27 protein-coding genes are annotated in these 22,677 nt (G+C 58.1%); 7 read left to right on the top strand and 20 right to left on the bottom strand.

Features of this window, described 5'->3' with window-relative positions; genetic code table 11:
• The first annotated feature begins 117 nt into the window (after window positions 1–117).
• The 4 genes from HD598_RS10840 (at window position 118) to asd (ending at window position 2,929) form a co-directional block, all read left to right on the top strand.
• Entirely contained in the window at window positions 118–921 is an 804-nt protein-coding gene (locus tag HD598_RS10840; protein WP_071894934.1) for a thymidylate synthase, read from the top strand.
• Between the two features lie 46 nt (window positions 922–967).
• Window positions 968–1,480, top strand: coding sequence for a dihydrofolate reductase (locus HD598_RS10835; protein WP_183665857.1), 513 nt, complete (start codon window positions 968–970; stop codon window positions 1,478–1,480).
• A 6-nt stretch (window positions 1,481–1,486) separates the two neighbouring features.
• Window positions 1,487–1,741: an NF038396 family protein gene (locus HD598_RS10830; RefSeq protein ID WP_183665855.1), complete on the top strand. Its 255-nt coding sequence runs from the start codon at window positions 1,487–1,489 to the stop codon at window positions 1,739–1,741.
• Window positions 1,742–1,810: 69 nt separating this feature from the next.
• Window positions 1,811–2,929, top strand: coding sequence for an aspartate-semialdehyde dehydrogenase (asd, locus tag HD598_RS10825; RefSeq protein ID WP_183665853.1), 1,119 nt, complete (start codon window positions 1,811–1,813; stop codon window positions 2,927–2,929).
• 90 nt (window positions 2,930–3,019) lie between these two features.
• Here asd and HD598_RS10820 read toward each other — a convergent pair whose 3' ends face one another.
• The 8 genes from HD598_RS10820 to HD598_RS10785 form a co-directional block, all read right to left on the bottom strand.
• Window positions 3,020–3,253, bottom strand: a complete 234-nt coding sequence (locus HD598_RS10820; RefSeq protein WP_183665851.1) for a hypothetical protein — start codon at window positions 3,251–3,253, stop codon at window positions 3,020–3,022.
• Window positions 3,254–3,334: 81 nt separating this feature from the next.
• Window positions 3,335–4,408: a UDP-N-acetylmuramate dehydrogenase gene (locus tag HD598_RS10815; RefSeq protein WP_183665849.1), complete on the bottom strand. Its 1,074-nt coding sequence runs from the start codon at window positions 4,406–4,408 to the stop codon at window positions 3,335–3,337.
• Window positions 4,405–4,866 (bottom strand): MaoC family dehydratase, encoded by a 462-nt coding sequence (locus HD598_RS10810; protein WP_183665847.1) that lies wholly within the window; start codon window positions 4,864–4,866, stop codon window positions 4,405–4,407. Before HD598_RS10810 ends, HD598_RS10815 begins: the two co-directional genes overlap by 4 nt.
• Window positions 4,866–5,315: an FAS1-like dehydratase domain-containing protein gene (locus HD598_RS10805; protein WP_183665845.1), complete on the bottom strand. Its 450-nt coding sequence runs from the start codon at window positions 5,313–5,315 to the stop codon at window positions 4,866–4,868. Before HD598_RS10805 ends, HD598_RS10810 begins: the two co-directional genes overlap by 1 nt.
• 53 nt (window positions 5,316–5,368) lie before the next feature.
• Entirely contained in the window at window positions 5,369–6,628 is a 1,260-nt protein-coding gene (locus tag HD598_RS10800; RefSeq protein ID WP_183665843.1) for an ABC transporter ATP-binding protein, read from the bottom strand.
• A gap of 48 nt (window positions 6,629–6,676) precedes the next feature.
• Window positions 6,677–7,522, bottom strand: a complete 846-nt coding sequence (locus tag HD598_RS10795; RefSeq protein ID WP_071894925.1) for a carbohydrate ABC transporter permease — start codon at window positions 7,520–7,522, stop codon at window positions 6,677–6,679.
• Window positions 7,522–8,433 carry a carbohydrate ABC transporter permease gene (locus tag HD598_RS10790; RefSeq protein ID WP_183665841.1) on the bottom strand — a complete coding sequence of 304 codons (912 nt, stop codon included), beginning with the start codon at window positions 8,431–8,433 and terminating at the stop codon, window positions 7,522–7,524. Before HD598_RS10790 ends, HD598_RS10795 begins: the two co-directional genes overlap by 1 nt.
• A complete protein-coding gene (locus HD598_RS10785) occupies window positions 8,430–9,662 on the bottom strand; it encodes an extracellular solute-binding protein (protein ID WP_260170731.1) in 1,233 nt (410 codons plus the stop codon). Before HD598_RS10785 ends, HD598_RS10790 begins: the two co-directional genes overlap by 4 nt.
• A 358-nt stretch (window positions 9,663–10,020) precedes the next feature.
• Between HD598_RS10785 and HD598_RS10780 the strand changes: the two genes are divergently transcribed.
• On the top strand, window positions 10,021–10,374 hold the full coding sequence (locus HD598_RS10780) for an ArsR/SmtB family transcription factor (RefSeq protein ID WP_183665837.1): 354 nt from the start codon (window positions 10,021–10,023) through the stop codon (window positions 10,372–10,374).
• Window positions 10,375–10,396: 22 nt separating this feature from the next.
• On the opposite strand, the gene HD598_RS10775 is transcribed toward HD598_RS10780, so the two are convergent.
• Entirely contained in the window at window positions 10,397–10,624 is a 228-nt protein-coding gene (locus HD598_RS10775; protein ID WP_071894922.1) for a hypothetical protein, read from the bottom strand.
• Window positions 10,625–11,304: 680 nt separating this feature from the next.
• On the opposite strand from HD598_RS10775, the gene HD598_RS10770 reads away from it, so the two are divergent.
• Window positions 11,305–12,432 carry a tyrosine-type recombinase/integrase gene (locus HD598_RS10770; protein WP_183665835.1) on the top strand — a complete coding sequence of 376 codons (1,128 nt, stop codon included), beginning with the start codon at window positions 11,305–11,307 and terminating at the stop codon, window positions 12,430–12,432.
• 103 nt (window positions 12,433–12,535) lie between these two features.
• Here HD598_RS10770 and HD598_RS10765 read toward each other — a convergent pair whose 3' ends face one another.
• The 5 genes from HD598_RS10765 to HD598_RS10745 all read right to left on the bottom strand — a co-directional run bounded on the left by HD598_RS10765 (window position 12,536) and on the right by HD598_RS10745 (window position 15,287).
• Window positions 12,536–12,772, bottom strand: a complete 237-nt coding sequence (locus HD598_RS10765) for a holin (RefSeq protein ID WP_221244636.1) — start codon at window positions 12,770–12,772, stop codon at window positions 12,536–12,538.
• The gene (locus tag HD598_RS10760) at window positions 12,772–13,560 is read right to left on the bottom strand and encodes a M23 family metallopeptidase (protein WP_183665833.1); all 789 of its coding nucleotides are present in this window, start codon (window positions 13,558–13,560) and stop codon (window positions 12,772–12,774) included. The genes HD598_RS10765 and HD598_RS10760 overlap by 1 nt, the downstream gene beginning before the upstream one ends.
• A 26-nt stretch (window positions 13,561–13,586) precedes the next feature.
• Window positions 13,587–13,967 carry a hypothetical protein gene (locus tag HD598_RS10755; protein ID WP_183665831.1) on the bottom strand — a complete coding sequence of 127 codons (381 nt, stop codon included), beginning with the start codon at window positions 13,965–13,967 and terminating at the stop codon, window positions 13,587–13,589.
• A complete protein-coding gene (locus HD598_RS10750) occupies window positions 13,964–14,428 on the bottom strand; it encodes a hypothetical protein (RefSeq protein WP_183665829.1) in 465 nt (154 codons plus the stop codon). Before HD598_RS10750 ends, HD598_RS10755 begins: the two co-directional genes overlap by 4 nt.
• Before the next feature lie 265 nt (window positions 14,429–14,693).
• Window positions 14,694–15,287: a GDSL-type esterase/lipase family protein gene (locus HD598_RS10745; protein WP_409366203.1), complete on the bottom strand. Its 594-nt coding sequence runs from the start codon at window positions 15,285–15,287 to the stop codon at window positions 14,694–14,696.
• 156 nt (window positions 15,288–15,443) lie between these two features.
• Between HD598_RS10745 and HD598_RS10740 the strand changes: the two genes are divergently transcribed.
• A protein-coding gene (locus HD598_RS10740) for an IS3 family transposase (protein WP_183662812.1) occupies window positions 15,444–16,732 on the top strand; the annotation gives its coding sequence in 2 pieces (ribosomal slippage) (window positions 15,444–15,717 and window positions 15,717–16,732; 1,290 coding nt in all).
• 13 nt (window positions 16,733–16,745) lie between these two features.
• Here HD598_RS10740 and HD598_RS10735 read toward each other — a convergent pair.
• The 6 genes from HD598_RS10735 to HD598_RS10710 form a co-directional block, all read right to left on the bottom strand.
• Window positions 16,746–16,985: a hypothetical protein gene (locus tag HD598_RS10735; protein WP_183665825.1), complete on the bottom strand. Its 240-nt coding sequence runs from the start codon at window positions 16,983–16,985 to the stop codon at window positions 16,746–16,748.
• A gap of 176 nt (window positions 16,986–17,161) precedes the next feature.
• Window positions 17,162–18,352, bottom strand: coding sequence for a LamG-like jellyroll fold domain-containing protein (locus HD598_RS10730; RefSeq protein WP_183665823.1), 1,191 nt, complete (start codon window positions 18,350–18,352; stop codon window positions 17,162–17,164).
• Window positions 18,353–18,402: 50 nt separating this feature from the next.
• On the bottom strand, window positions 18,403–18,807 hold the full coding sequence (locus tag HD598_RS10725; protein WP_183665821.1) for a hypothetical protein: 405 nt from the start codon (window positions 18,805–18,807) through the stop codon (window positions 18,403–18,405).
• A 12-nt stretch (window positions 18,808–18,819) separates the two neighbouring features.
• On the bottom strand, window positions 18,820–19,320 hold the full coding sequence (locus tag HD598_RS10720; protein WP_183665819.1) for a hypothetical protein: 501 nt from the start codon (window positions 19,318–19,320) through the stop codon (window positions 18,820–18,822).
• Window positions 19,313–20,410 (bottom strand): hypothetical protein, encoded by a 1,098-nt coding sequence (locus HD598_RS10715; protein ID WP_183665817.1) that lies wholly within the window; start codon window positions 20,408–20,410, stop codon window positions 19,313–19,315. Before HD598_RS10715 ends, HD598_RS10720 begins: the two co-directional genes overlap by 8 nt.
• Window positions 20,403–22,676 (bottom strand): fibronectin type III domain-containing protein, encoded by a 2,274-nt coding sequence (locus tag HD598_RS10710; RefSeq protein ID WP_183665815.1) that lies wholly within the window; start codon window positions 22,674–22,676, stop codon window positions 20,403–20,405. Before HD598_RS10710 ends, HD598_RS10715 begins: the two co-directional genes overlap by 8 nt.
• Window position 22,677: the final 1 nt, after the last annotated feature.

The raw sequence follows: 22,677 nt of genomic DNA, 5'->3' as shown, positions 1-22,677 counted from the left end.
CAATAAACCACCTTCGGCGGGTCAGCCTTCCCACTGTTTGAAGCCCGACCCGCCGATCTCTCCCTGTGAATACGGGCAATCTCAGAGCACCAGAACGAAAATAGGTAGACTGACCCGGTGACTATTCCAACCCCGTATGAAGATCTCTTGAGGGACGTCCTCGAAAACGGCACCCAGAAAAGCGACCGAACGGGCACGGGAACACGAAGCGTTTTTGGCCGCCAAATTCGCTTCGATCTTGGCCAGTCCTTCCCGCTGATCACCACTAAGCGCGTGCACTTCAAGTCCGTCGCGATCGAACTCTTGTGGTTCTTGCGCGGAGAATCGAACACCGCTTTCATGAAAGAAAATGGCGTCACCATTTGGGACGAGTGGGCTGATGAGAACGGTGAGCTGGGCCCGGTTTACGGAGTGCAGTGGCGTTCTTGGCCGACGCCGGATGGCGAGCACATCGACCAGATCGCTCGGCTCATTCAAGATTTGAAGGACAAACCAGATTCACGCCGCCACATTGTGTCCGCGTGGAACGTCGCCGAACTTCACAACATGGCACTTCCCCCGTGCCACGCGTTCTTCCAGTTCTACGTCGCCGATGGCAAGCTCTCCTGCCAGTTGTATCAGCGCAGCGCCGATATGTTCTTGGGCGTCCCGTTCAACATTGCGTCCTACTCGTTGCTCACCCTCATGGTGGCGCAACAAGTGGGCCTAGAGCCGGGCGAATTCATTTGGACTGGCGGTGATTGCCATATCTATGACAACCACGTGGAGCAGGTCACCGAGCAGCTCTCACGGGAGCCCTTCCCGTACCCCACTTTGACCATTGACCGTCAGCCGGAGGACATCTTCGGCTACAAGTTCGAGGATTTTACGATTCACAACTATCAGCACCACGCGACGATTGCGGCCCCGATTGCCGTCTAGAGATCCACTGCACCGGCTCGAAACGCCGGCCAAAAACCGCATAGCGATGATCTGGGCACAGTCCACCAACGGAGTGATTGGCGATGCCGGCTCCATGCCTTGGCACCTGCCCGAAGATCTGCAGCACTTCCAGCGAGTCACCAGCGGACACCCCATCATCATGGGCCGCCGTACGTGGGAATCCTTACCTCCACGGTTCCGTCCGCTCAAGGACCGCACCTCAATTGTGCTGACATCCCACGAGGAGATCGCCAAGGAAGTCACTGACAAGGGCGGCTTGGTGGTTTCCGCGACTGCCGACGCCATGGAGCTTGCCCGCAAGCAGCCAGGCGCCGAGGAGATTTGGGTGATTGGTGGTGGGAAGCTTTACGAAGCTCTGCTTCCTCTCGCGGATACTCTGGTGATCACCCGCATCGATCTGGAGCTCGAGGGTGACACCCGTGCGCCCGAGCTGACCGATGAGTGGGAGCAGGTCACGGTGGATCCAGCGGAGGATTGGAAGACCTCCATGAGTGGACTGCGCTATCGCTTTGAACTGTGGGAACGAAAAGGAGCTTAGGCACCTATGAAGGAAGCATTCCGCGAATTATCTCGACGCCCGGACATCCTGTTTGTTCTGGGCTACATGCTGTTCCCGCTCCTTGCTTTGATCTGCGCAGGGCTGGGATTGTGGATGGTCCTGACCGGCCAACGCATTGCTGGACTCATTGTCCTGCTGGTGGTCACTCAGGTCTTTGCGTTCTCCGCCTTCTGGGCTATCAACCAGCGCCGCAAGGCACTTGAGCTGGAGCAATCCACCACAGAGGACCCTGCCGCCTAGGTTTTTGGTGTGACGTACACGTGACACAACTCCTAGGTACTGAGCCTGAGATCGCTTTAGAATGGTCAGATGACTTCATCCGTAGGCTTTGTGGGCTACCGCGGCATGGTGGGCTCCGTCCTCATGCAGCGATTGCAAGAAGAGGGCGACTTCGAGCACCTCGATCCCGTATTTTTCTCGACGTCCAACCCAGGCGGCGCAGCACCGGAGTTCGCTTCGGGCGCGCCCGCTCTTAAGGACGCCCATGACGTAGACGAGTTGGCGAAGCTGCCGATCATCGTCACGGCTCAGGGCGGCGACTACACCAAAGACGTGCACACGAAGCTCCGTTCGCAGGGCTGGGACGGTCTCTGGATCGACGCCGCATCCTCTTTGCGCATGAACGATGACTCCATCATTGTTCTGGACCCCATCAACCGCGATGTCATTGACCGCGGCCTCGAGTCCGGCGTGAAGGACTTTGTGGGCGGCAACTGCACCGTCTCCTGCATGCTTATGGGCTTGGGCGGCTTGTTCCGCAACAATCTGGTGGAGTGGGGCACGTCCATGACGTATCAGGCCGCTTCCGGCGGTGGAGCTAAGCACATGCGTGAACTGCTCAACCAGTTCGGCGACATCAATGCTGCAGTCAGCGATGAGCTGGCAGACCCGGCCTCTGCCATCCTCGAGATCGACCGTAAGGTCCTTGAGAAGCAGCGCACTGAACTCGACGCTAGCCAGTTCGGTGTTCCCCTTGGCGGATCCTTGATCCCGTGGATCGACTCCGATCTTGGCAACGGCCAGTCACGCGAAGAGTGGAAGGCCGGCGTTGAGACCAACAAGATCCTTCAGACCGGCGATGACAACAAGATCATCATGGACGGCCTCTGCGTCCGTATTGGTGCCATGCGCTCGCACTCTCAGGCGCTGACCATCAAGCTTAGGGAAGAGCTGTCAGTGGCCGAGATTGAGAAGTTGCTGGCCGAGGACAACGAGTGGGCACAGGTAGTTCCTAACACCAAGGAAGCCACCATGCAGGATCTCACCCCGGTCGCTGCTTCCGGCACGCTCCGCGTTCCTGTGGGCCGCATCCGCCAGCTCGAAATGGGTCCTCAGTACATCAGCGCGTTCACCGTAGGTGACCAGCTGCTGTGGGGCGCTGCGGAGCCTTTGCGCCGCATGCTCGCGATCGCCACTGGTCGCCTCTAAGAACTAAGCTTCAGCAAGACAAAGTCGGCTCCCGCGCTTTCCATTCAGGAAGGTGCGGGAGCCGACTTTTTAGCTGTGATTTGAGGTTCGCTAGGATTCGCGGTTGGTACGAATGTGGTCCTCGACTGCGGTGTCGTAGAGCCGTTGCAACTCGTCAAGACGAGACTGCGGGATGTCGCCAGCCGCGAACTTCTTCTTCGCGTCATCGAGCAAACGTTTCGCTTGCTTCTCGTTAGCTTCCGCCATGGCGAGAGCTTGCTCAAGACTAGTGGTGTGCTCCACTACGGGACTGCCAATATTCGGATGAAATTTTTCGCCTGTCATGCACCCCATGTTCCTCCCCCTCTCGCCCGGCGTCTAGGGCTTTGAGGAAGAAAGGAGGAACAATGTGGGGGGCTGAGAAATCTAGTCCAGCGACGTGTTGATCAGCAGTGGTTCGTTGTGAAGAACAATGCCGAATTTCGCTTCCACACCTGCGCGGACGGCTTGGGCCAGATTCACGATGTCGTACGACGACGCAGCTCCCCTATTCGTGAGAGCTAGCGTGTGCTTGGTGGACAGTGAGGCGCGGCCTTGCGTGATCGGGAAACCTTCAGTTCCTTCGAGGCCGTAGCCCTTTCCGAAGCCGGCTCGGTCGATGAGCCAGGCGGCGGAGGTCTTGAACTCGTTCGGGTTCAGCGTGGGGTACCGCGGTGCGTCCTCGGGAAGCTGGTCGATGACCGCTTGGGACACGATGGGATTGGTGAAGAAAGAACCGGTGGAATAGGTGTCCCGGTCCTCGGGATCCAAGACCATGCCCTTTGATGCACGCAATCGCAACACCTCGCGGCGCACGTCAGCGGAGGGAGCTCGCTCCCCCACTTCGACGCCCAAAGCCTTAGCAAGCTCCGCATATTGAACTGGTGCGGAGAGCTCGGATGTCTTCAAGCGGAAATCCACCGTCAACACCACATAGCGCGGCGACCCGTTGGTGGTGGAATGTTTGAGCAGCGAATCGCGGTAGCCGAACACCAGCTCCGCGGCGGAGAAATCTCGGTAGTCCTCTTCCACGCGATCCCACGTCAGAATGCTCTCAAGCGTCTGTGAGACGTCAGAACCGTAGGCGCCGACGTTCTGGACAGGAGTGGCTCCCGCGGCCCCTGGAATGCCGGAGAGCGCTTCGAGACCGGACAAGCGGCGAGCGACGGTCTTCGCTACGACGTCGTCCCACGGGTGACCCGCTTGAACCCTGACGAGGGCGCTTTGGGGAGCTGCGTCGTCGTTCTCAAAAGAAATACCTCGCGACGCAACGTGAATCACGGTGCCGGGGTAGCCAGCGTCATCCACCACCAAGTTGGACCCGCCGCCCACAATGAGGACATCCTCGCCCGCCTGATCGGCCGCGCGCACCGCAGCAACGATCGCGTCGCTCGAGCCCGCACGCACGTAGTTGCCCGCCGGACCGCCCACGCCGGTGGTGGTCAGTTCACTGAGTTTCACGCAGTCAACCTCACGAGTGCTTGCGCCTTTACTAGGACTTTTTGGCCATCAACGCTGACCGTGAGATCAATGCGAGCCGTGTACGCCTCGAGATCCAGAGCACCAATCTTGCCCGTAATCTCAACGGACGTGCCGTCAGCCTCTGCAGGGTTGGACCCGGCGGGATCGGCGATAGGCACGGGCTTGGAGAAACGGGTCTGGTAATCCATGGCAGCGCCAGGATCGCCGCACCAATCGCTCACCAGCTGCACCGCAGTACCCATGGTCCACATGCCGTGGGCAATCACGCCGGGAAGCCCTACTTCGGTAGCGAAGCGTTCGTTCCAGTGAATGGGGTTGAAATCCCCGCTGGCGCCCGCGTACTTGACCAAATCCGCGCGGTTCACCTGAACCGTACGCTCACCAATGACGTCACCAACGCTCAGGTCCGCGATCTTCATTCCAATACCTTCAGCCATTACTGATCCTCCCCGCGTACCAACAAGCTCGAGACCGCGGTAGCGACCTTCTCCCCCGCAACCGTCTCAATCTCGGCGCGGCTAGAGACCAGCGCACCACCGCCCATAGCGCGCACGGTGTCCACGGTCAGCGTGGCCACAAGCTCATCACCCGCCACGATAGGCCGGTGATGCGTGAATCGCTCATCCGCGTGCACCACACGGGAGAAATCAATGCCGGAGTCAGGATCCTCCACCATGAGGGCCTCGGCACGCTGCGCCACAATGATGGCGAAGGTGGGAGGAGCCAAGAGATCGTTATAGCCGAGCTCGCGAGCCGTCTCCACGCTGAAGTGCGCAGGATGCTGCGCCTTCACTGCGTGGGCGAACTCGCGAATCTTCTCTCGCCCTACCGAATAGGGTTCCGTGGTGGGATACGTTTTCCCTTGTAACTCTGGATTGATCGCCACGTAGTCTCCTCTGTCCGCGAGCGCGAGTGCTCATTCTTGCAGAATTAACCCTACTAGTGGCTAGCGGCCTCATCTTTCTGACGCGCCCGCGCGATCTCTTCCTTACGGATCTCTGCGGCCTCTTCCGTAGCCCGCGCGCCAGCCTCGGCATCACGCGTGAGGTTTTCGCCCGTGCGCGGATCGAAGAGGTGAATCTTGCGGGTATCAAGCCACAGTTCGCTGCTCTGGCCGCCACGGATGCGGCTCGCGGCATCGAGGGTCACCACAATCTGCGGGCGGAGCTCATCGGCGTCCATGTCCCGTGCCAGGCCGTTGAGCACTTCGGCGACCTCCGCGGTGGGCTCAAAATCGATGTAACCGTACTGCTCGTTACCCAACCACTCGGTGTGGCTGATTTCGGCGTTGAAGATAGAACCGTTGCTGCGGTGACGGTCATCCACGAGTGCTGCATCTTCGAAGAACTCTGGACGGACACCCACCAGGATCAACTCCTTGCCGGCCGCGGCCTGCGCCTTCTCCGGGGGAACTGGGATGTTGCCGATCGGAGTCTTCAGGACGCCGCCTTCGAGCGTTGCCGGGAGGAAGTTCATGGACGGCGAACCAATGAAACCCGCCACGAACAGGTTGACCGGCTGTTCGTAGAGCTCGCGTGGAGACGCGATCTGCTGCAGGACGCCTTTCTTGAGGACGGCCACGCGGTCACCGAGGGTCATCGCCTCGGTTTGATCGTGCGTGACGTACATGCTCGTGATGCCCAAGCGGCGTTGCATCTGGCTAATCTCCGAACGCATCTGGCCGCGGAGCTTGGCGTCCAGGTTGGAGAGGGGCTCATCAAAGAGGAACGCGTCCGCTTGGCGCACAATCGCGCGGCCCATGGCCACACGCTGACGCTGACCGCCGGAGAGGTTTCCGGGCTTGCGGTCCAAGTGGTCCGTGAGCTCCAGGCGCTTGGCGGCGTCCGTCACGAGACGGTTGATTTCCTCTTCGCTGAGCTTCGCCTTGTTGAGGCGCAGCGGGAAGGCGATGTTCTCAAAGACCGTGAGGTGCGGGTACAGCGCGTAGTTCTGGAACACCATCGCGAGGTTGCGATCACGCGGGGCGAGCTCGTTCACGCGCTTGCCGTTGATCTGCAACTCACCGCTTGTAATGTCTTCCAGGCCCACCACCATGCGCAACAGCGTGGACTTTCCACAGCCCGACGGACCCACGAGGATGATGAACTCGCCATCCTCAACGTCGATCGAGACATCGTTCACCGCAGGGAAGCCGTCGTCGTAATTCTTGACAATATTTTTGAGAGTAATTGAAGCCATGTCTGTAAATTCCTTTGCTCGTGTCCGTCAGTTAGGGCGCCCGCGCGGCTAGCCCTTGACGGCTCCCTGGGTAAGTCCGGAGACGATCTGCCGCTGGAACAGCAGCACCAAAACCACCACGGGAATGGTGACGATGATGGCTGCCGCCGAGATGGCGCCGGTGGGTGACTCAAACTGCGAAGCACCGGTGAAGAACGCGAGGGCGGCCGGCACTGGTCGCGCTGCCTCCGTAGAGGTGAGCGAAATGCCGTACACGAAGTCGTTCCATGCAATGAAAAACGCGATGATCGCGGTGGTGAACACGCCCGGGGCGGCGAGCGGGACGATGGCTTTGCGGAACGCCTGCCAGTGCGTGGCGCCGTCCACTTGGGCTGCCTGCTCAAGTTCCCACGGGATCTGCCGGAAGAACGCGGCGAGTGTCCAAATGGAGATCGGGAGCGTGAGCGAGAGATACGGGATGATCAAGCCCAGCCAGGTGTCATACAAGCCGATGGTGCGCCACACGTTGAACAGTGGAGTAACGATCGAAATCACGGGGAAAATCGAGACGGCCAGCGCCGTCGTAAGAATCAACTTCTTGCCCGGGAAATCAAGCCGCGCAATCGCGTAAGCACACAACGTTGCCAGTACGACGGCGATCACGGTTGCGATCAGTGCGATGCCAATCGAGTTGCGCAGCGAAGACAAGAACAGTCCTTGAGCGTCGCCCACCAGGATTTGTTCATAGTTCACGGTGGAGAACGTGGTGGGCAAGAACTTGCCGTTGGTGAGATCCGAGGGCGTCTTGAAGCTCGTCATGAGGATCGAGGCCACCGGGAAGAGCGCGTAGACAACCACGACGATGGTGGCGATGGCCCACAGCACCTTGGTTTTAGTGGTTTCTTTCTTTGCCATTACTTGACACCCCTTGAACCTGCGAGATCAACCTTGAACAGCTTCACCGCAACAAAAGTGATGAGCAGGACGCAAATGAACAGAATCACCGAGACCGCCGATCCGAGGCCGATCTCGAGTCGGCCAATCGAGGTGCGGTAGGCCAGCAAGGACAGCACTTCCGTGCCGTACGCGCCGTTGGTCATGATGAAGACGTTGTCAAAGATGCGGAAGGCATCGAGCGCTCGGAACAGGAGCGCCACCATGATGGCCGCCTTCATGTTCGGCAAGATGACGCGCTTCATACGTTCCCACCATGTGGCACCGTCAACCTCTGCCGCTTCCGTGAGCTCGTCCGGCACTTGGGCCAGACCCGCGAGGAGCAAGAGCGAGATGAACGGTGTGGTCTTCCAAATTTCGGAAGCCATAATCACGAAGAGGCTGGTTCCAGCGTTTGCGAACCAGTTGGTGTCCGCGCCGATTCCTGGGATCCAGTCAAACCAGGAGTTGATGAACCCGGATTTGATGTCAAACATGTAGTACCAGGAGAAAGCGCTGACAACAGTGATGATGCCGTAAGGAATCAGGATCGCGGTGCGAACCAGTCCACGGACCGATTTCAAGGCCTTGTGCATTACGAGTGCAAGAGCGAAGCCCAACACGAGTTCCACAGCGACCGTCACCACGGTGATCAGGAGCGTGACGCCGAGGTCTCGCCAGAAGATCGCGTCTGAGAAGATCACGCCATAGTTCTTGAGCCACACGAGCTCGCGATCATCCGGTGCCGTGAGACGGAAACTAAAGAGCGAATCCCAGACGGCTTGCAAGATGGGGTACAGCGTCACCAACAGCATGATGATGAAGGCCGGGCCAGCTAGGAGCCAGCCGAGTCTTGTCTCTGCCCGTTGCCGGGCGCTAACAACTTTGCTCATAGCAAGCGCTCCCCTCGCAGAACCTGCAGGATGAATTCAGTGTTGTTCTTGGGGGTGTCCGCGGTGACGTCCGAAGCCGGCGCCCAGAACTGCTGAATGGAGGTGGATACCTCGTTGTAGTACGGAGTCTGCGGGCGAGGAGCTGCCTGATCCAGCGATTCACGAATGACCGGGGCCATCGGGAACTTTTCCTTCACCTCAGCGGCGTCATACGCAGTGGAGTCAGACGGCGGGTTGCCGTTCGTGACGAAATATTGCGTTTGGTGCTCTGGCGAGACGATGCACTCGATGGCTTCATAAGCGAGGTCCGGGTGCTTCGAGGAGGAACCGACGCCAAGGTTGATGCCACCCAGTGGCGGCGCTGATTCCTTGGAAGCATCCGTGCGAGGGTAGATGGTCCAACCAATGTCACTAGCGAGTGAGGCTGGAAGGGTTCCGGCCTTGATCGCTGAGTTGGTGGCTGGCCAGACGAACGGCCAGTTCACCATGAAGGAGCCGTCATCGCCCTGGAACAGTAGCATGGAGGCGTTTTCTGCCTGCGTGGGAAGACCCGGTGAGCCCAGGCCTTCTCGACCGATAGTGCCGACGATTTCGGCGGCCTTCTGACCGGCTTCCGAATCGAGGCCGATGCTGATTTCGTCAGCAGGTGCCTCGGGGTTCTCCACCACGTGGCCGCCGGAGGATTCCACCAGCGCGTTGATCCACACCGTCATGGATTCCGCCCGGCTACCTTGAACGCCGAGGAACTTCTTTTGGTCCCGCGCTACTTCGATGAGCTGATCCCACGTGATCGGCTTGGACGCGTCCAGCCCGGCCTTTTCAACGACGGACTTGCGGTACCACAAGAGCTGCGTGTTAGCCCAGAACGGGACGGTGACGAGCTCACCCTTCCATTGGGCGCCTGCAAGAGCGCCCTCGAGCGTGTTTTGCGTGGTGCGCTCGGCGACATCCTCTGGAATGGGCGCTAGGAAGCCTGGTTCTGCGAGCTCCGGGATGAACGGCGGGTCAAGACTCATGATGTCCATCGAGGAATCGCCAGCCGCAAGGCGGCGAGCCAGTTGCTCTCGCTGCGATGCCGCTTCATTGGGCAGCAGGGAGGTCTGGATCCGGTACTTACCGTTAGCCTCGGTGGTGCATTGCTGAGCCAGTTCGGCCTGACCGCCATCGTCTGGATTGATGTACCACGTCAGCGTCGGGGTGGTCTCCTGAGCTGGTCCGCAGCCTGTCATAACCACAGCGGAGCACGCTGCCAGCGCTAAGGCGACCCAGCGTCGTCGTCCTCGCGATTGCGCAGGCAACGGTGTCACCCCCAACCCCTGACCCGTACCTGTTTTGGGTTTCCGAGTGAGCATACGCCCCTCCCCCTCGAGTGCGATTGAAAACTACCGGTGACCCCGCTCAGTAGCGAAGTCACGTTGTCCTTCATCCTGCGAGCCTATGACTCTCGTCACAAAATATCTACTTCAGGAAACATTTAAAGTCACCGCACAAACAATCTATATGGTGAATCCAACGTATTTAGTAACAGTGTATGTATATTGGAGCTATTCGCGGGGAACAGCAAGTTTCCGGCATTTCGGGGGCACCATGTTGTTAGAACCACGGCTCATGCCGCTGTATGAAATCAAGGCCAATCTCTTCAAGAGTCTGGGCCACCCGGCGCGCATTCGAGTCCTTGAGCTCTTGCGCGACTCAGAGGACAACACCGCTCCCGTTTCCCACTTCTTGGACTACATGGAAATTGAGCCGAGCCATCTCTCGCAGCATTTGAAGGTGCTGCGCAAAAACCGGGTTGTGAGTTCGCGACGCGATGGTGCACACGTGTACTACACGGTCACCGACGACGGCATCCTGGAACTCCTGGACGTCGCTTTGGCGTTCTTGACCGCGGATCCTGCGCCCAAGAAAACTACCAAGGTTCTCGCGACAACCGGTTCTTGAAGATCCTCGTCGGGCGTGCCTGCTACTTCTTGAGGCTCTTGCGGTAAACGCGAGCGTCTCGCGTGCGGATAAACAGCCCCACGATGTGAATCACGATTCCCACAATCAGGAACCCGATAGCCGTGAACATCACCGGCTGATTCTGCACCTGGGAACCAATGACGGCAAGCACAATGCCAAGGATCGAGAAAGCAAACGATCCAATGATGGCAATTTTGTACGCTTTAGAGGTCTGGTCCCAGGGCAACATGGTCTCCAGTTTATGGCAACCGCGCGGTTCTCTCGCCACCTCTATGTGCGGACAAAGTTCTACAGAGTCCGAGCATTTTCTAGCTGTAAAACGTTCTCGCATGGAGGCGGGTTGTTGTGAAGGGGCCTCACATAGATCTGGATCGTCGAGAAGTGGCCTCACATGGGCGTGAGTTGCAGTTTAGCGGCCTCACATGCGGTTCAGGGTGGGATGGGCTCACGTAGCCACAGTTGCGTCGCCTACGCGCCCTTCTGAGCGGGCGCGCAATATTCGCTACTTACCAGCAGTGGCGCGAAACAGTCGCGACGTTCAGCCAGTACGACGACGCTGGGCCCGGTCCGCACGTAACAAACGTTTACATTTGTTTGGGTTCGGAATCGCGACAGCGGGGAAACGAAAAAGTCTCGCAACATCCAGGATGCTGCGAGACTTTTTGTTGTTGGTAGCGGTGGCGGGACTCGATCCCGCGACCTCACGATTATGAGTCGTGCGCAAAGTACACTTGAGAGATGGAATACCTCAAAGTTCCGCGGATTCTAGGGGTTTTCCAATAGACAGAGTACGCTAGCCTATGGTGGCAATGGGTACACCAATGGGTACACCTAGGGATTAGTAAAATGGCAAGAGGTAAAGGCGAGGGTTCAATCTTCAAGAACCCACAAGGTTTATGGGAAGTCCGAGTGGAGTTACCGCCCGGTCTCGATGGGAAGCGTCGCCGTAAAGTGGTGCGTCGAAAGTCGAAGCAAGAAGCCTTGAGTGAGCTGCGGAAGATCAAGGGCGAACTCTCGAAGTCTCACGACGTGGCGACAAGCTCGATCACACTAGAGCGATGGTCTGAGCAATGGCTGGCAGATGTGCGTAAGAAGCGCTCGCCGTCCACGGTCAACGGCTATGTGATCGCATTCCGTGAGTACATCAATCCACTACTTGGACGACGGCGACTCGATAAGATCACACCTAGCGATGTGCGCCGAATGCATGAAGTCCTATTCGAGACGCCAAAGGATAAGAAGCTTCGGTTCTTGTCGGATCCCCCAGAAGATGCAGAGATGCTTTCGAGTACGTACATCCTGCTCATTCACAACACGCTAAGTGGTGCGCTCAAAGGTGCAGTTCGCGAGGGGATCATTGCATCGAATGTCTGCGAGCGCGTAGACCGCCCACAGAAGCGCGTCGCCAAGGAGGTGGCACTGACGATTGACGAATACCGCCGCGTGTTCGCTTATGTGGTCACTCGCCCCGATGGTGCGCTATGGGCAACCTACCTACTGACCGGAGCGCGTCGCAATGAAGTGATCGGCTTGGAAGTTGATCGTGTGTCTGACGTTCTAGATATTTCGTGGCAGATGCAGCGCATCAAAGATATATCCCAGGTTCCCGAATCTTTCGAGTATCGGCATGTCGAAAAGAGCTTGTACCTCACGCGTCCGAAGTCTCAAGCGGGCTGGCGAACTCCGCCTGTTGTGGATGTGCTCAAAGCTATCCTTGATCGGCATATCGGCGACAGGACTAGCGGCCTCGTGTTCACTGATCCTAATGGTGGCGCACTGGATCCAGCCGAGGTGTCGAAGCAATGGCGACAGTTACTCATAGACGCCGGTGTCAATGGCGACGTGAAGCTCCACGGCGTGCGACATACCACGGTGGATTTCCTCTATGAGATTGGAACCTCTGAGCACATCATCATGCAGCTCGTTGGACACTCGACACGCGGCGTCACGCGAGGATATAAGACTCGTGGCAATGTCGGCGAAATGAAGAAGTCCATGGAGGGCATCGTCGCCATGCTTCAGCTCCCCCAAAAGTAGGCACAAAAAAAGAACCCCCGCCGACTCGCAATGAGTAAGCGGGGGTCTTTTTGAGGATTCGCGGTGTGCTCTTTCAAGCCCTACGGATCATAGTGATTACAGTCTACTCGCTAACATCCACATACTTGCCGTCGTAGCTCGTGCCAGCCGTGAATTCAGCGTTGCCGATGGAGGTCAGCAATGACGCAACAAGCGCGCCACCCGCAAGGGATAGCGAGGTGATCCAGTTGAACTCTATGAGTCCCGTGGTGCCAACGGCGAAGTAGCTCGCGAGGACTTGTGCGAAAGTCTTGATCGCTCTTTCCGCCGCACCTTTCCAGAATGCGCTAGTCCACAACATTACTCAGCCGCCTTGAGCTCTACGGTCGCCGTGCCTTCGATGGTGACACCTTCCGCGATAGCTGCGGATGCGCCAGCCTTTGCGGCTTCCTTGACCTTGCCGTAGTCGATGGTGGTCTTGGTGGCTTCTGCGAGCTGTCGAATCTGCTCGTCGGTGGATGCCTGATATTCGCGTTGGCGGATGTAGACGCTGTTGACCTGGTTGGCCGTGGCGAGCTTGCTTACTGCGGTGTCGATTGCTTTGGTGACGATGATGCGGAGGTCTGCTAGTGATGCCATGTCGATTTCGTCCTTTGCGGTGGTGGAGGTTGGTGTAACGGTTGGCTTGTAGCCAATTGGCCAGACGCCGTTAGCTTTGAGTACTGGGGTTGGGTCTTGCCATTCGCCGTTTACGCGAAGTCCCATGTGCAGGTGGACGCCGGACACGTTGCCGGATTTCCACATGTCGCAGAGGTGCTGGCCTGACTCGACGCGCTGTCCGTACTTCACTTGGAAGTTACGCCCGTGCTGGTATGTCCACACGCGTCCAAGATCGTCGCGGATTGCGACGACATTGCCGGTGTGGCGCGGGTAGAGCGGATTGCTCAGGTCGCCGGGTTTGATCTCAGTGAACAGCGCTTCGACAACGCCGGCCACTACCGCGTACACAGGTACGCCGAGTTGCCCAGCGGTTGGAGGTTGGAAGTCGATACCCGCGTGTGGGATGCCGCCACGGATAGCTGAGATTTTCGCGAACTCTGAGCCGCTAATGTGACGGCAGTTCGAGGGTACTGGTGGGCTGTACTGCATGTCTCACTCCAATAAAAAGCACCCTCTCAGGCGCTTAGGTTGTCCGGTGGTGGTGGTGCGTGTGGTTTCTGGCGGTGGACTTCCCAGCCCACAGCAAGTTGCTGATACCAGATCACCCAGCGTTCGAGGCGGGTAGTGAAGTTCTTGCGCTCTGAGTCGAGTTCCGTCTTGACGGTCTCTAGTTCATCTCGTAGAGATTTCAGGTCTTCCCGAAGCTCTTTTGCGTCTTCCTGAACAGCCTCCAAAGAAGCCATCATGATCTGATTGACACCCGCCGCCAGCGCAAGATCGTGCGCACCTTGCTTGAGTGGCGTTTCGGCTCGTGATGCTTTGTAGCTCCAAAAGCCAGCGCCGCCGAAGATCGTAAGGATGCCCGCGACGATGGAGATGATTAGCGTCTCACTCATTTCACCCCCAACTTTCTGCGCGCCACCAGCCATATGACGAGTAACGATATTGCGCGTAGAGATGAGGCGATACCCAGCCCGGCAGGTACGAGCCATGAGAAAACAGAGTTTGGATAGCTAATGGCTACGGCGATTGCGTAGACGAAGAAACCGCCTGCTGAGAGTATCCAGCCGGTGCGCTCAATCCCCCACGCCCTGTTGATGGCTTGCGAGTCGTGCCAGTGCAAGCCGATCACGCTCGTCACTCCACCGATGCCAACGAAGCCCGCGCAGATTGCCACGAGCGGCCACGGCATATCTGCCATTGATGCAGACGGTTGGAAATTACCGAGCGGGATACTTGCGGCTGTGACCGCGCCGAACGCAATAGCTAGGATCGCGAGCACGTTCTCCATCGGATGGACGAGGATGCGCTCCCACCACTTCGGCGGCGTATAGATCGGATGATAGGTGCGGATCATCTGGAATACCAGCTAAGCCTTGAGGCAGTCATATGTAGACTCCTTAGTAATATTTCAACGCCCTGTATACAGGCATGGTTACGCCCTGTTACTGTGGGGTGCATGATGACCCCATTGGATCGGATCATGCTGTGGTGGCATGAGCGCGACATACGCGCACGCCGGTGTGACTGGTGCGGCGAGACCTACGTGCCCACGCAGTCCACGTCAACAATGCCCACGCGCTTTTGCGAAGAGACCTGCGCCGTTGAGGATCAGATCTTCGTTACGCTGTGATCCCTAGAGAAGCCGCTATAAACGCGGCCAACTTCTCGGCATAAAGGCGATTTCCAAAGGTCGTTAAGTGCGCATTGTCGTAAGAGTTGTTCACGAGACCCGCATGCGCACTGGTCACCCAGTTCTCAACATTCGGCTCGACATGCCCAGCAACATTCGGCGATGCCGCGGCTGCTGCCCCGTGTCCCGGGTTTGGCGCGGTCGCTGCAGGCGCGCCCTCACCATAGTCCTGAGTAGCACACACTAGAACCGGCACGCCCGGAAGCTCATTGGCGATCCGCCCATAAACCTCCAGCGCGGCGGCTTCAACGCCTGAGTTCGCGCCGTCGTTGATAGATCCGAAGACAAGAACCATGTCTGGCTGATGTCCGATAAGCCGATCCATGCGAGATGCTACCCCATAGTGTGAGTTAGGGTACCGGTTCACATACCCAGTGCCCCCGATGCCTCCGATGATCGGAGCGGCATTGAGTAGGCGAGCCGTAAGGAACGCCATATGCTCAAATCCCGGGCCATTGTCAACACCCGTGCCGTCCGCATTAGGTCGGTACGATTTTCCTTCCACCCACGAATCACCGAGGATGTAGAGCTTCTTACGTGCCGCGGTCGCCTGAATGTCTGCCGCTCCAGGTATGTCTACGCCAGTAAGTGTGATGCCGCCAATATCTACTCGAATGGTTCGCCACGTTGAACCGTCCCGGGTTTGATGCCGCTATCTTCTGTGAGAAAGATAGTGACTATGCCCAAGCAGTTCCCGCCCGAAGTTCGTGACCGTGCAGTGCGCATGACCATGGATCGGTTGTCCGAATACCCGTCTGTCTATGCTGCCTGCAAGGCACTGGCCCCGAAGCTCGGGGTGGGCCCTGAATCGCTCCGGCGCTGGGTTGTCCAGGCTCAGATCGATGCCGGTGAGAAGACCGGACCAAGCACTGATGAGTTGGAGGAAATCAAGCGGCTCCGGGCTGAGGTGCGGGACTTGAAAGAGTCTAACGAGATCCTGAAACAGGCCTCGATTTTCTTCGCGAGGGAGCTCGACCCTCGCCGCCGTTGATCTGTCGATTCATCGACGAAATGCGCGCTGAAGGTTACGCGGTCGAGTCGATCTGTGCCGTCCTGCGGGAGCAGGGCGTGCGGGTCGCCGCACGAACCTACCGGGCGTGGAAGAAACGCCTTCCAGCCCTGCGCACCATCGAAGACGCCCGCCTCACCGATGCACTTCGTGCTGTGAAAGTCCCCGACGCGAAGGGACGCCCCCGTCCCGAGATCATCTACGGACGGCGGAAAATGACACAGTGGCTGCGCCGTAACGGCTTCCCGGAAGCCTCCAAACACACCGTGGACCGGCTCATGCGCGAAGAAGGCATGAACGGGCTCGTCAGAGGCCGCAAGACCCGCACCACCATCCCCGGCAAGGACGGCCGCCGTGCCGGGGACCTGGTGAACCGGGACTTCACCGCCGCGGCTCCGAACCAGATCTGGGTCACTGATTTTACGTACGTCCCGGTCTACTCCGGATTCGTCTACGTTGCCCTGGTCATCGACCTGTATTCCCGGGCGATCCTCGGCTGGGAAACTTCAACCGTCAAGGACACCGCGTTTGTCGAACACTGCCTGCGGATGGCCTTGTGGCGGCGCGAACACACCGGCCGCCCGGCACCGACGGGACTAATTCACCACAGCGATGCCGGAAGCCAGTACACCTCGATCCGGTACACCGACACCCTGGCCTTGGAGGGCCTACAACCGTCCATTGGCAGCGTTGGTGACGCCTATGACAACGCAGCAGCCGAGACCGTGATGGGGTTGTTCAAGAACGAGGCCGTTGCGAAGGATTCACCGTTCCGCAGCGGGGCGTTGAAGACCGAAACCGACGTCATGGAAATCGTCTTCGAGTGGGTCCACTGGTACAACAACGAACGCCTGCATTCCGCCCTGGACCACCAAACGCCAGAGGAATACGAGCAGACATATTATGATCTACAAACCAGCTCGTTACCCGACGACGCCGCCAACAAACAAGCGGCATGATTCCCGGGACGGTTCACGTACCGTGCGCCCCCAACGGGATCTGCATCTGAGAGTTTTCCGTAATACGAATATACGGGTGAGCAGTTGGCTCGTCGTCCACAAACACCTGCACAGCAGGCGTAGTGAACCCGCTTAGTTGCAGACGAAGCGTCACCTCCGAGGCGTTCGTCTGCCACTCCCACGAATGAGCCTCTACGCCTCCCCGGTCACCCCCGGAAGTGGAGCCGATCAGTCGAAGGCTTGCAGTTGGCACGGTATATCCGCCTGACGTTAGAGCGGGGCCGGCCAGTGGTGCAATAGTCGCCGTTCGTTCAACTACGGGCGCATCCACAGTCTGCGCAAGCGACAGCAAGCGAAGGGGCTGCTCCAACACCTCCGGCGCTGAGTTGGGGGGCGTCAATCCCGACGCGGTCAAAATAGCTAGTAGGCTCATGCCAGACCTGCCGCCTGCGCGTGGGCGAGCACCCGAGCGGGAGCGAGCGCCGTTGTGTATGTCGCTACGCCAGCAATCCGACCAGCGAACCCGCCACCGATTTCGCCACCCACGCCGGTAAATGCATTATGGGTTGACGTATACGCTTTGCGAGCAACTTCTGCGCCGTTCACATAGAAGACGGCTTCAGTTCCCGTCCACACTGCCGCGATATGGGATCTTCCGCCGGGCAAACTTCCAGAAGAGACGTACCCCGTTGAGCCCGACTGGTAAGTGAACCCTTGATACCGCTTTATATTCCACGATCCGGTGAGCTGTGCCAAGATGGGAATGCTCTGGCCGCCACTACCAATAGAGATGATCATCTCCATGCTCGATGCCGTCATAGCGGGTGCGGCGAGACCGGTAAGTGCAATCTTGTTGCTCGTGGAAGTGCCCGCGAAAGACGCAGATGTTGCTCCATCACCAATACCAGCCGCACCGAGAGTGACACCCGTGAGCGTTTGCGTGCCCTGCGAACCAGACCCAAGATTACGCACCGAAGCGGAGCCAGCCGCATCATCCAGTGGCCAATAATATAGAGGCGCATCAGCGAGAACGGCGTCATCGTAAGCACCCGAAGGAACATACTCAGGAGTCGCCTTCGTAACCGGCGCACCTAGGGTCAGATTAGTCCCGTCCGAAACACGATGCCGCCACGTGTACGAAGTCAACGGAGCAAGCCCCGTGAACGTATACGTGGGGTCAGACTGAAGACCCGTGTACGTGGTGCCACCATCCTTAGAGAAGGCATACAACACCGCCCCACGATCATCAGACGCCCCCGTAACAGTAAGCGTCGCAGTAGTACCAGTCGTATCCACCGCCAACGTACCCGCAACAGGTGCCGTCGTATCCGGCGTAGCAGCTGGAGTCGTCCAAGACTCCGGCACAATCTGGTAACCCCACGAACCCGCGCCAGTACGCCGCCACACAACAGCCGTATAACTGCTGATCAGCGTGTCCGTACCGTTGGCCGTAAACGTCGTCGCGCCGGTCGTATAGAACTCGCGGATTGGATCACCCGTCGAGTCAAGAGTGACCGTGCCGGAAACCTGCTCGATGCCACCGCCCGTTGCTGGCTCGAACGCAGCAAGCTCAGCCGCCAGTTTCTCTTCCGTGACCAGTCGCTTATCAGGTGTTTGCATACTAGGCTCCTAGCTCGAAAAGGCCGATAAAGTTTTTGTGTTCCATTGCGCTAAACCTGTTCAAAGTAGGGCGTCCCATCTGTGTCAATGAGGATGCGAGCGCCAGTTGACCCAATGCTGATATAAGGGGTGCCGTCTGTATCAATGGCGAGATTTGTGACCGTCAGCCGTTCGAGTTCATCCACAGCATTGCCGACTTGGAGGATCATTTCGTCACACCAGCGCGAGTACTCCACGCCACCGACGATCATCTTCACGCGGCGAGTGGCGTCTAACGTCTGAAATGGTGTCACTAGACCGTTTGCGCCGGAGACAAGGAGTGTTGCTACGTCGTCGCGATATGCGTCAACTTCTGCGCCAGTCTCGAAGTCAAGCAGTTTCACAACCTGATTCGCGAGTGGCCGCCCGGTAGTGGAGTCCGCCACTACTAGTTCTGCGTAATGGTTATATGCCACAACTCCCCTTATTTAGATTCGTACCAATCGCCAGCCGAGCGTGACGATGAGGTCACTAGGCGGCGTTGTTGTGTCGTAGGTAAAGACTCGAAGCGTGACGGTTGACTCTGTTTGCGCGGCAACCGAGACCCACACCCATCCAGATGTTTGGGTGGTGTAAACCTGGAAGCCGTAGCCCTCTGGTGGTGCGTAGGGCGTCGAGACGTTCGCCGTTGCCACGTATGCCGGTGAGTAGGTAGACGCCCATGTGAGCGCTGGCCCCGCGATTGTTCCGGAAGTCTCACGCGGCGTGATGAGGCCGATAATGAACAAGCGGCGGTTGCGAATCTGCACCCACACTCGATCACCTGCCGCAAGTGGCATGTCATTGAGTGCGATAGGTTCCGCGTCCGATGGATCGTCATCCGTAATGAGATGCACCTTGAGCGGCGACACCTGCGTGACGGTTGCTTCAATCCATGAATCCGAAGCGCTCGACGTTGCGGGCATAATGTCAGCTAGTGGATTACGCACCGACAACCTCCCGAAGAGTCGTGCTGCACAGTGCGCCAAGCTCCGAAGAGTAGGACACCTTTTGCACTACGGCGCGAATTGAAATATCACTAGTCGAGTTGGCGAACGTGACCACATCGCCGCCAACTAGTGGGATCGGCGCGTGCTCAATATCGAAGCCGGAAGTGATCTGTTGCAGCTCACCAAGTCGCCGTTTCGCGTAGGCCATTGCGACAGCCTCAGATGTAAGCTCTACGCTCTCGGGCTCTGCTGTGAGGATGCGCCCCGTTGTCACCGTGGAGAACGGCGAGTTAGGGTCATTGTCTTGCGCGAATCCGCGAATTGCTGGAGCGTCACTGTCACCCTCTGAGACGACCACAACACGGTTAGGCACTGCGTAATCGTCATAGTCCTCAGTGAACTCCGGCGCGTAGATGCCCTTTTCGTCGTCAACGAATCCGAACTCAACCGCTCGATCCTGTGGCCGCTGATATGGCTGTGACCGGAAATAGCCGTTGCCGTCCGCGTAGATCGAAAAGTAATTCACGGCAGCGAGTAGATCGTTCACGATACGAAGAACCGTTGTTCCTGGTTCCCATGTAATTGCCGTGCGCAATACTTCATCGGAGTCGTCAATCACATATTGAGGTAAGCCCCAGAATGTGAGTAAGTACTTCACTCGACCAATGGCGTTGATGCCCTTTGCCGCCGTGTAGGTGTTGCTCATCTTGATATCCCGCAACAGCATCATGCGGTCGTACATCTGAAATTCCCACGGCGAACCCGTAGCACCATGCTTGCGTTGCGGCGACATGGGAACGTAAACACCCAGCGGCCACGACGCGACAGAATCCCCAGCCTTGACCGTATAGACCGGACGAATCAAGTTGCCCTTGCGCCAGTCAATTGAGCCAAGGTAGGAGAATGAGCCGGAGCCGCGCACATCCGAATTGAAGTTCAGCTCGACCGAACACGCATCAACCCCATCCACTTCCTCGATGAGGTTTAGGTTTCGGTCGAGCCGCTGATACGTCCAATACTCTTCGTGGCGGTCAGTGAGTGCGTCATAAGTCCGAGGGTCAATGAGATCCGAAAATATGACGCTACTCAATGAAATCCACCTTTCGGAAGCTCAGTGAGACAGTGCCCTTGATGCGCTCAAATTCCAGTGCAGTCCCAGAGTTGGGCTGCACAAACTCGCGAACGTTTCCACCCGCGCCTTGCTTCATATAAGGAGCGCGCACGCAGAAGGTTCCCGCGAGATCCATGAGCGCTTCAACCTCGGACGGCGTAGAAGAGTTATCCCCTAGTCGCCCCGAAACGCTCACGGTCTTGTCGCGCGTCTCGCCGGTAGTAGCTACTGGATACGAGCGCCCTGCAAAGTTATTGAATACCCGCTCGCGTGTCGCGTTGACCGAAGCCGTGGCGAAATCAGCAAACTTGATCACTTGCGAGAATCCGGGACCCGCGTTGACGTATACGAAACCCCGATGCTTGGACGTGTCGAGGATAACTTCTGCCGATGTGGCCGTGGATGGAAGCTCGGAGGTCGTGATCACCCGGTACCGATTGAGGGCATTCACGGCCGGGAGTGGGTCAACAACGGACTCGGAAAGACCTGGAGTAACCGAGATTGAGTTAGTGACCGCAACCCAATCGCCCGCGCCGGTATGCCGCTCTAGGTGCCACGTAACCGCGTCCACTTCGCCAGACCCGGGGCCGGGAATGGTGACCTCGACAACCGCCGCACCTGTGGAAGTGTCATAGATCGCCGTAGCTGTGGCAGATGGCGGCGGCGCATAGGAGACCGTGAACACCTGCGAAGTATCCGCAGACCACAACCCCGCCCCGTCACGAACGGCAACTTTGAGCGTATAAGTTCCACCATTATCGAGTCGCGTTGCAAGCGCTCGCGAAGATGCCGAACCTGATCCGGTATATGTTTCGAGAGTCTGCCCAGACTGAATGAGCGTGACACGGTAAGCTGACTGATTCGTTGACTCTGGATCCGCATAAGCCCATTGAGCGGTCAACTTGGATCCTAGAACCGTTTCAGGGCTAAGGATCGTCGCAATAGGAGTTGCAGACAGTGGCACAACAGCAACCGCGCTCCACTCGGAGCCGGTAGCATGATCACCCCACGTTTGAACCTGCCACTCAAAGCTAGTGCCGTTCGCGTAGGTTCCAGCCGTGAGCGCGTAGGACTGTGTAGGGCTTGCCGTCTTGGCAACCGTTGTCCACGTCGAAGCACCCACGGCGCGGTGACGTAGCGAGTAGTACGTTTGCGCGGTCGTATCAACGGGATTGTGACGCCATGAGAGCGTGATCGCCTTTGCGCCGTCCGCAGCATTGCCACTTGGTGCGAGATTCGTTGGCGCGTTCGGTGGTGCCATAAGTTGCACGGTCGCCGATCGCGCCGAATAGACAGAATAGAGTCGCCCAAAGGTTGCATCGTCCACGAAAGCGCGCACCTGGTAAGCGTGCGTCTTAGCTGGATCCGGCGACGTTGCGACAGTAGATGCCGCGTTTGCCGCCGTGAGAATCGTTGGCGTTGTCGCAACACCGTTCGCCCAGTCCTCGACCTCGTAGCGCGCTTCAATATGTGCGCGTCGAGTCCACGAAACGGTAATGTCGCCGCCAGACTTCGCGGCCTTGACATCGGTTGGCGAGATTGGCGCGGTGTAAAAGGTGGGCGAGTAAGCCCACGCCGAAGAACCGCTGTCATTGTTGGCGCGGACACGGTAACGGTATTTCTTATTCGAGACCGTAGACGTGTCCACGAATGACGACGATGAACCCGCAAGCGTGGAGATCGTGACGTATGAGCCGGAGCCTAGAACGTCCGCGCGCTGGATCGTTTGCGTGTCATAGATCTTCGTGGGATCCGTGGCATTCGTGCGCGTCCACGAGACCGTGTGCCGCGTCGAATCCGTGCGAGCTACAGTTACAGCAGTTGGCGCGTCCGGTGCGTATGGTGGCCGCTTGGCCGTCGTCGTAGAACCCGAAGCCGTAGCCGTGACGGATCCGCCCACCGCTTCAATGCCACTCAGCGAGCCGGAGAAGCTAGACGTAACCGCACCGCCATATAGTGGCGAGAAAGTACGGTTGATCGTCTTGATGAGCTGCTGATTAGACGTAGACCACGATGAACCCGATGACGTGGAAACTGAGACGCTACCGGAGAATGAGAAATCGCCGCTTACCGTGAGCGAGTTAGACGAATCAGAGATTGCGCCCATCGTCCAGATGTACAGCTTGAGCGTAACCGTAACCGAAGATGTGCCGGTTCCAACGGTGGCTGGGCTTTGAGTAAACTCGTAGCCCAGCCGAATACCGTTAGAACCGCCAGTCTTAGATGCGCCCCAAGTGATAGCCAAG

Source organism: Neomicrococcus aestuarii (assembly GCF_014201135.1).
In the GTDB taxonomy this organism is placed as follows: domain Bacteria; phylum Actinomycetota; class Actinomycetes; order Actinomycetales; family Micrococcaceae; genus Neomicrococcus; species Neomicrococcus aestuarii.
Note: the sequence above shows the minus strand (reverse complement) of the source record. Positions and strands in the feature narration are given on the sequence as shown.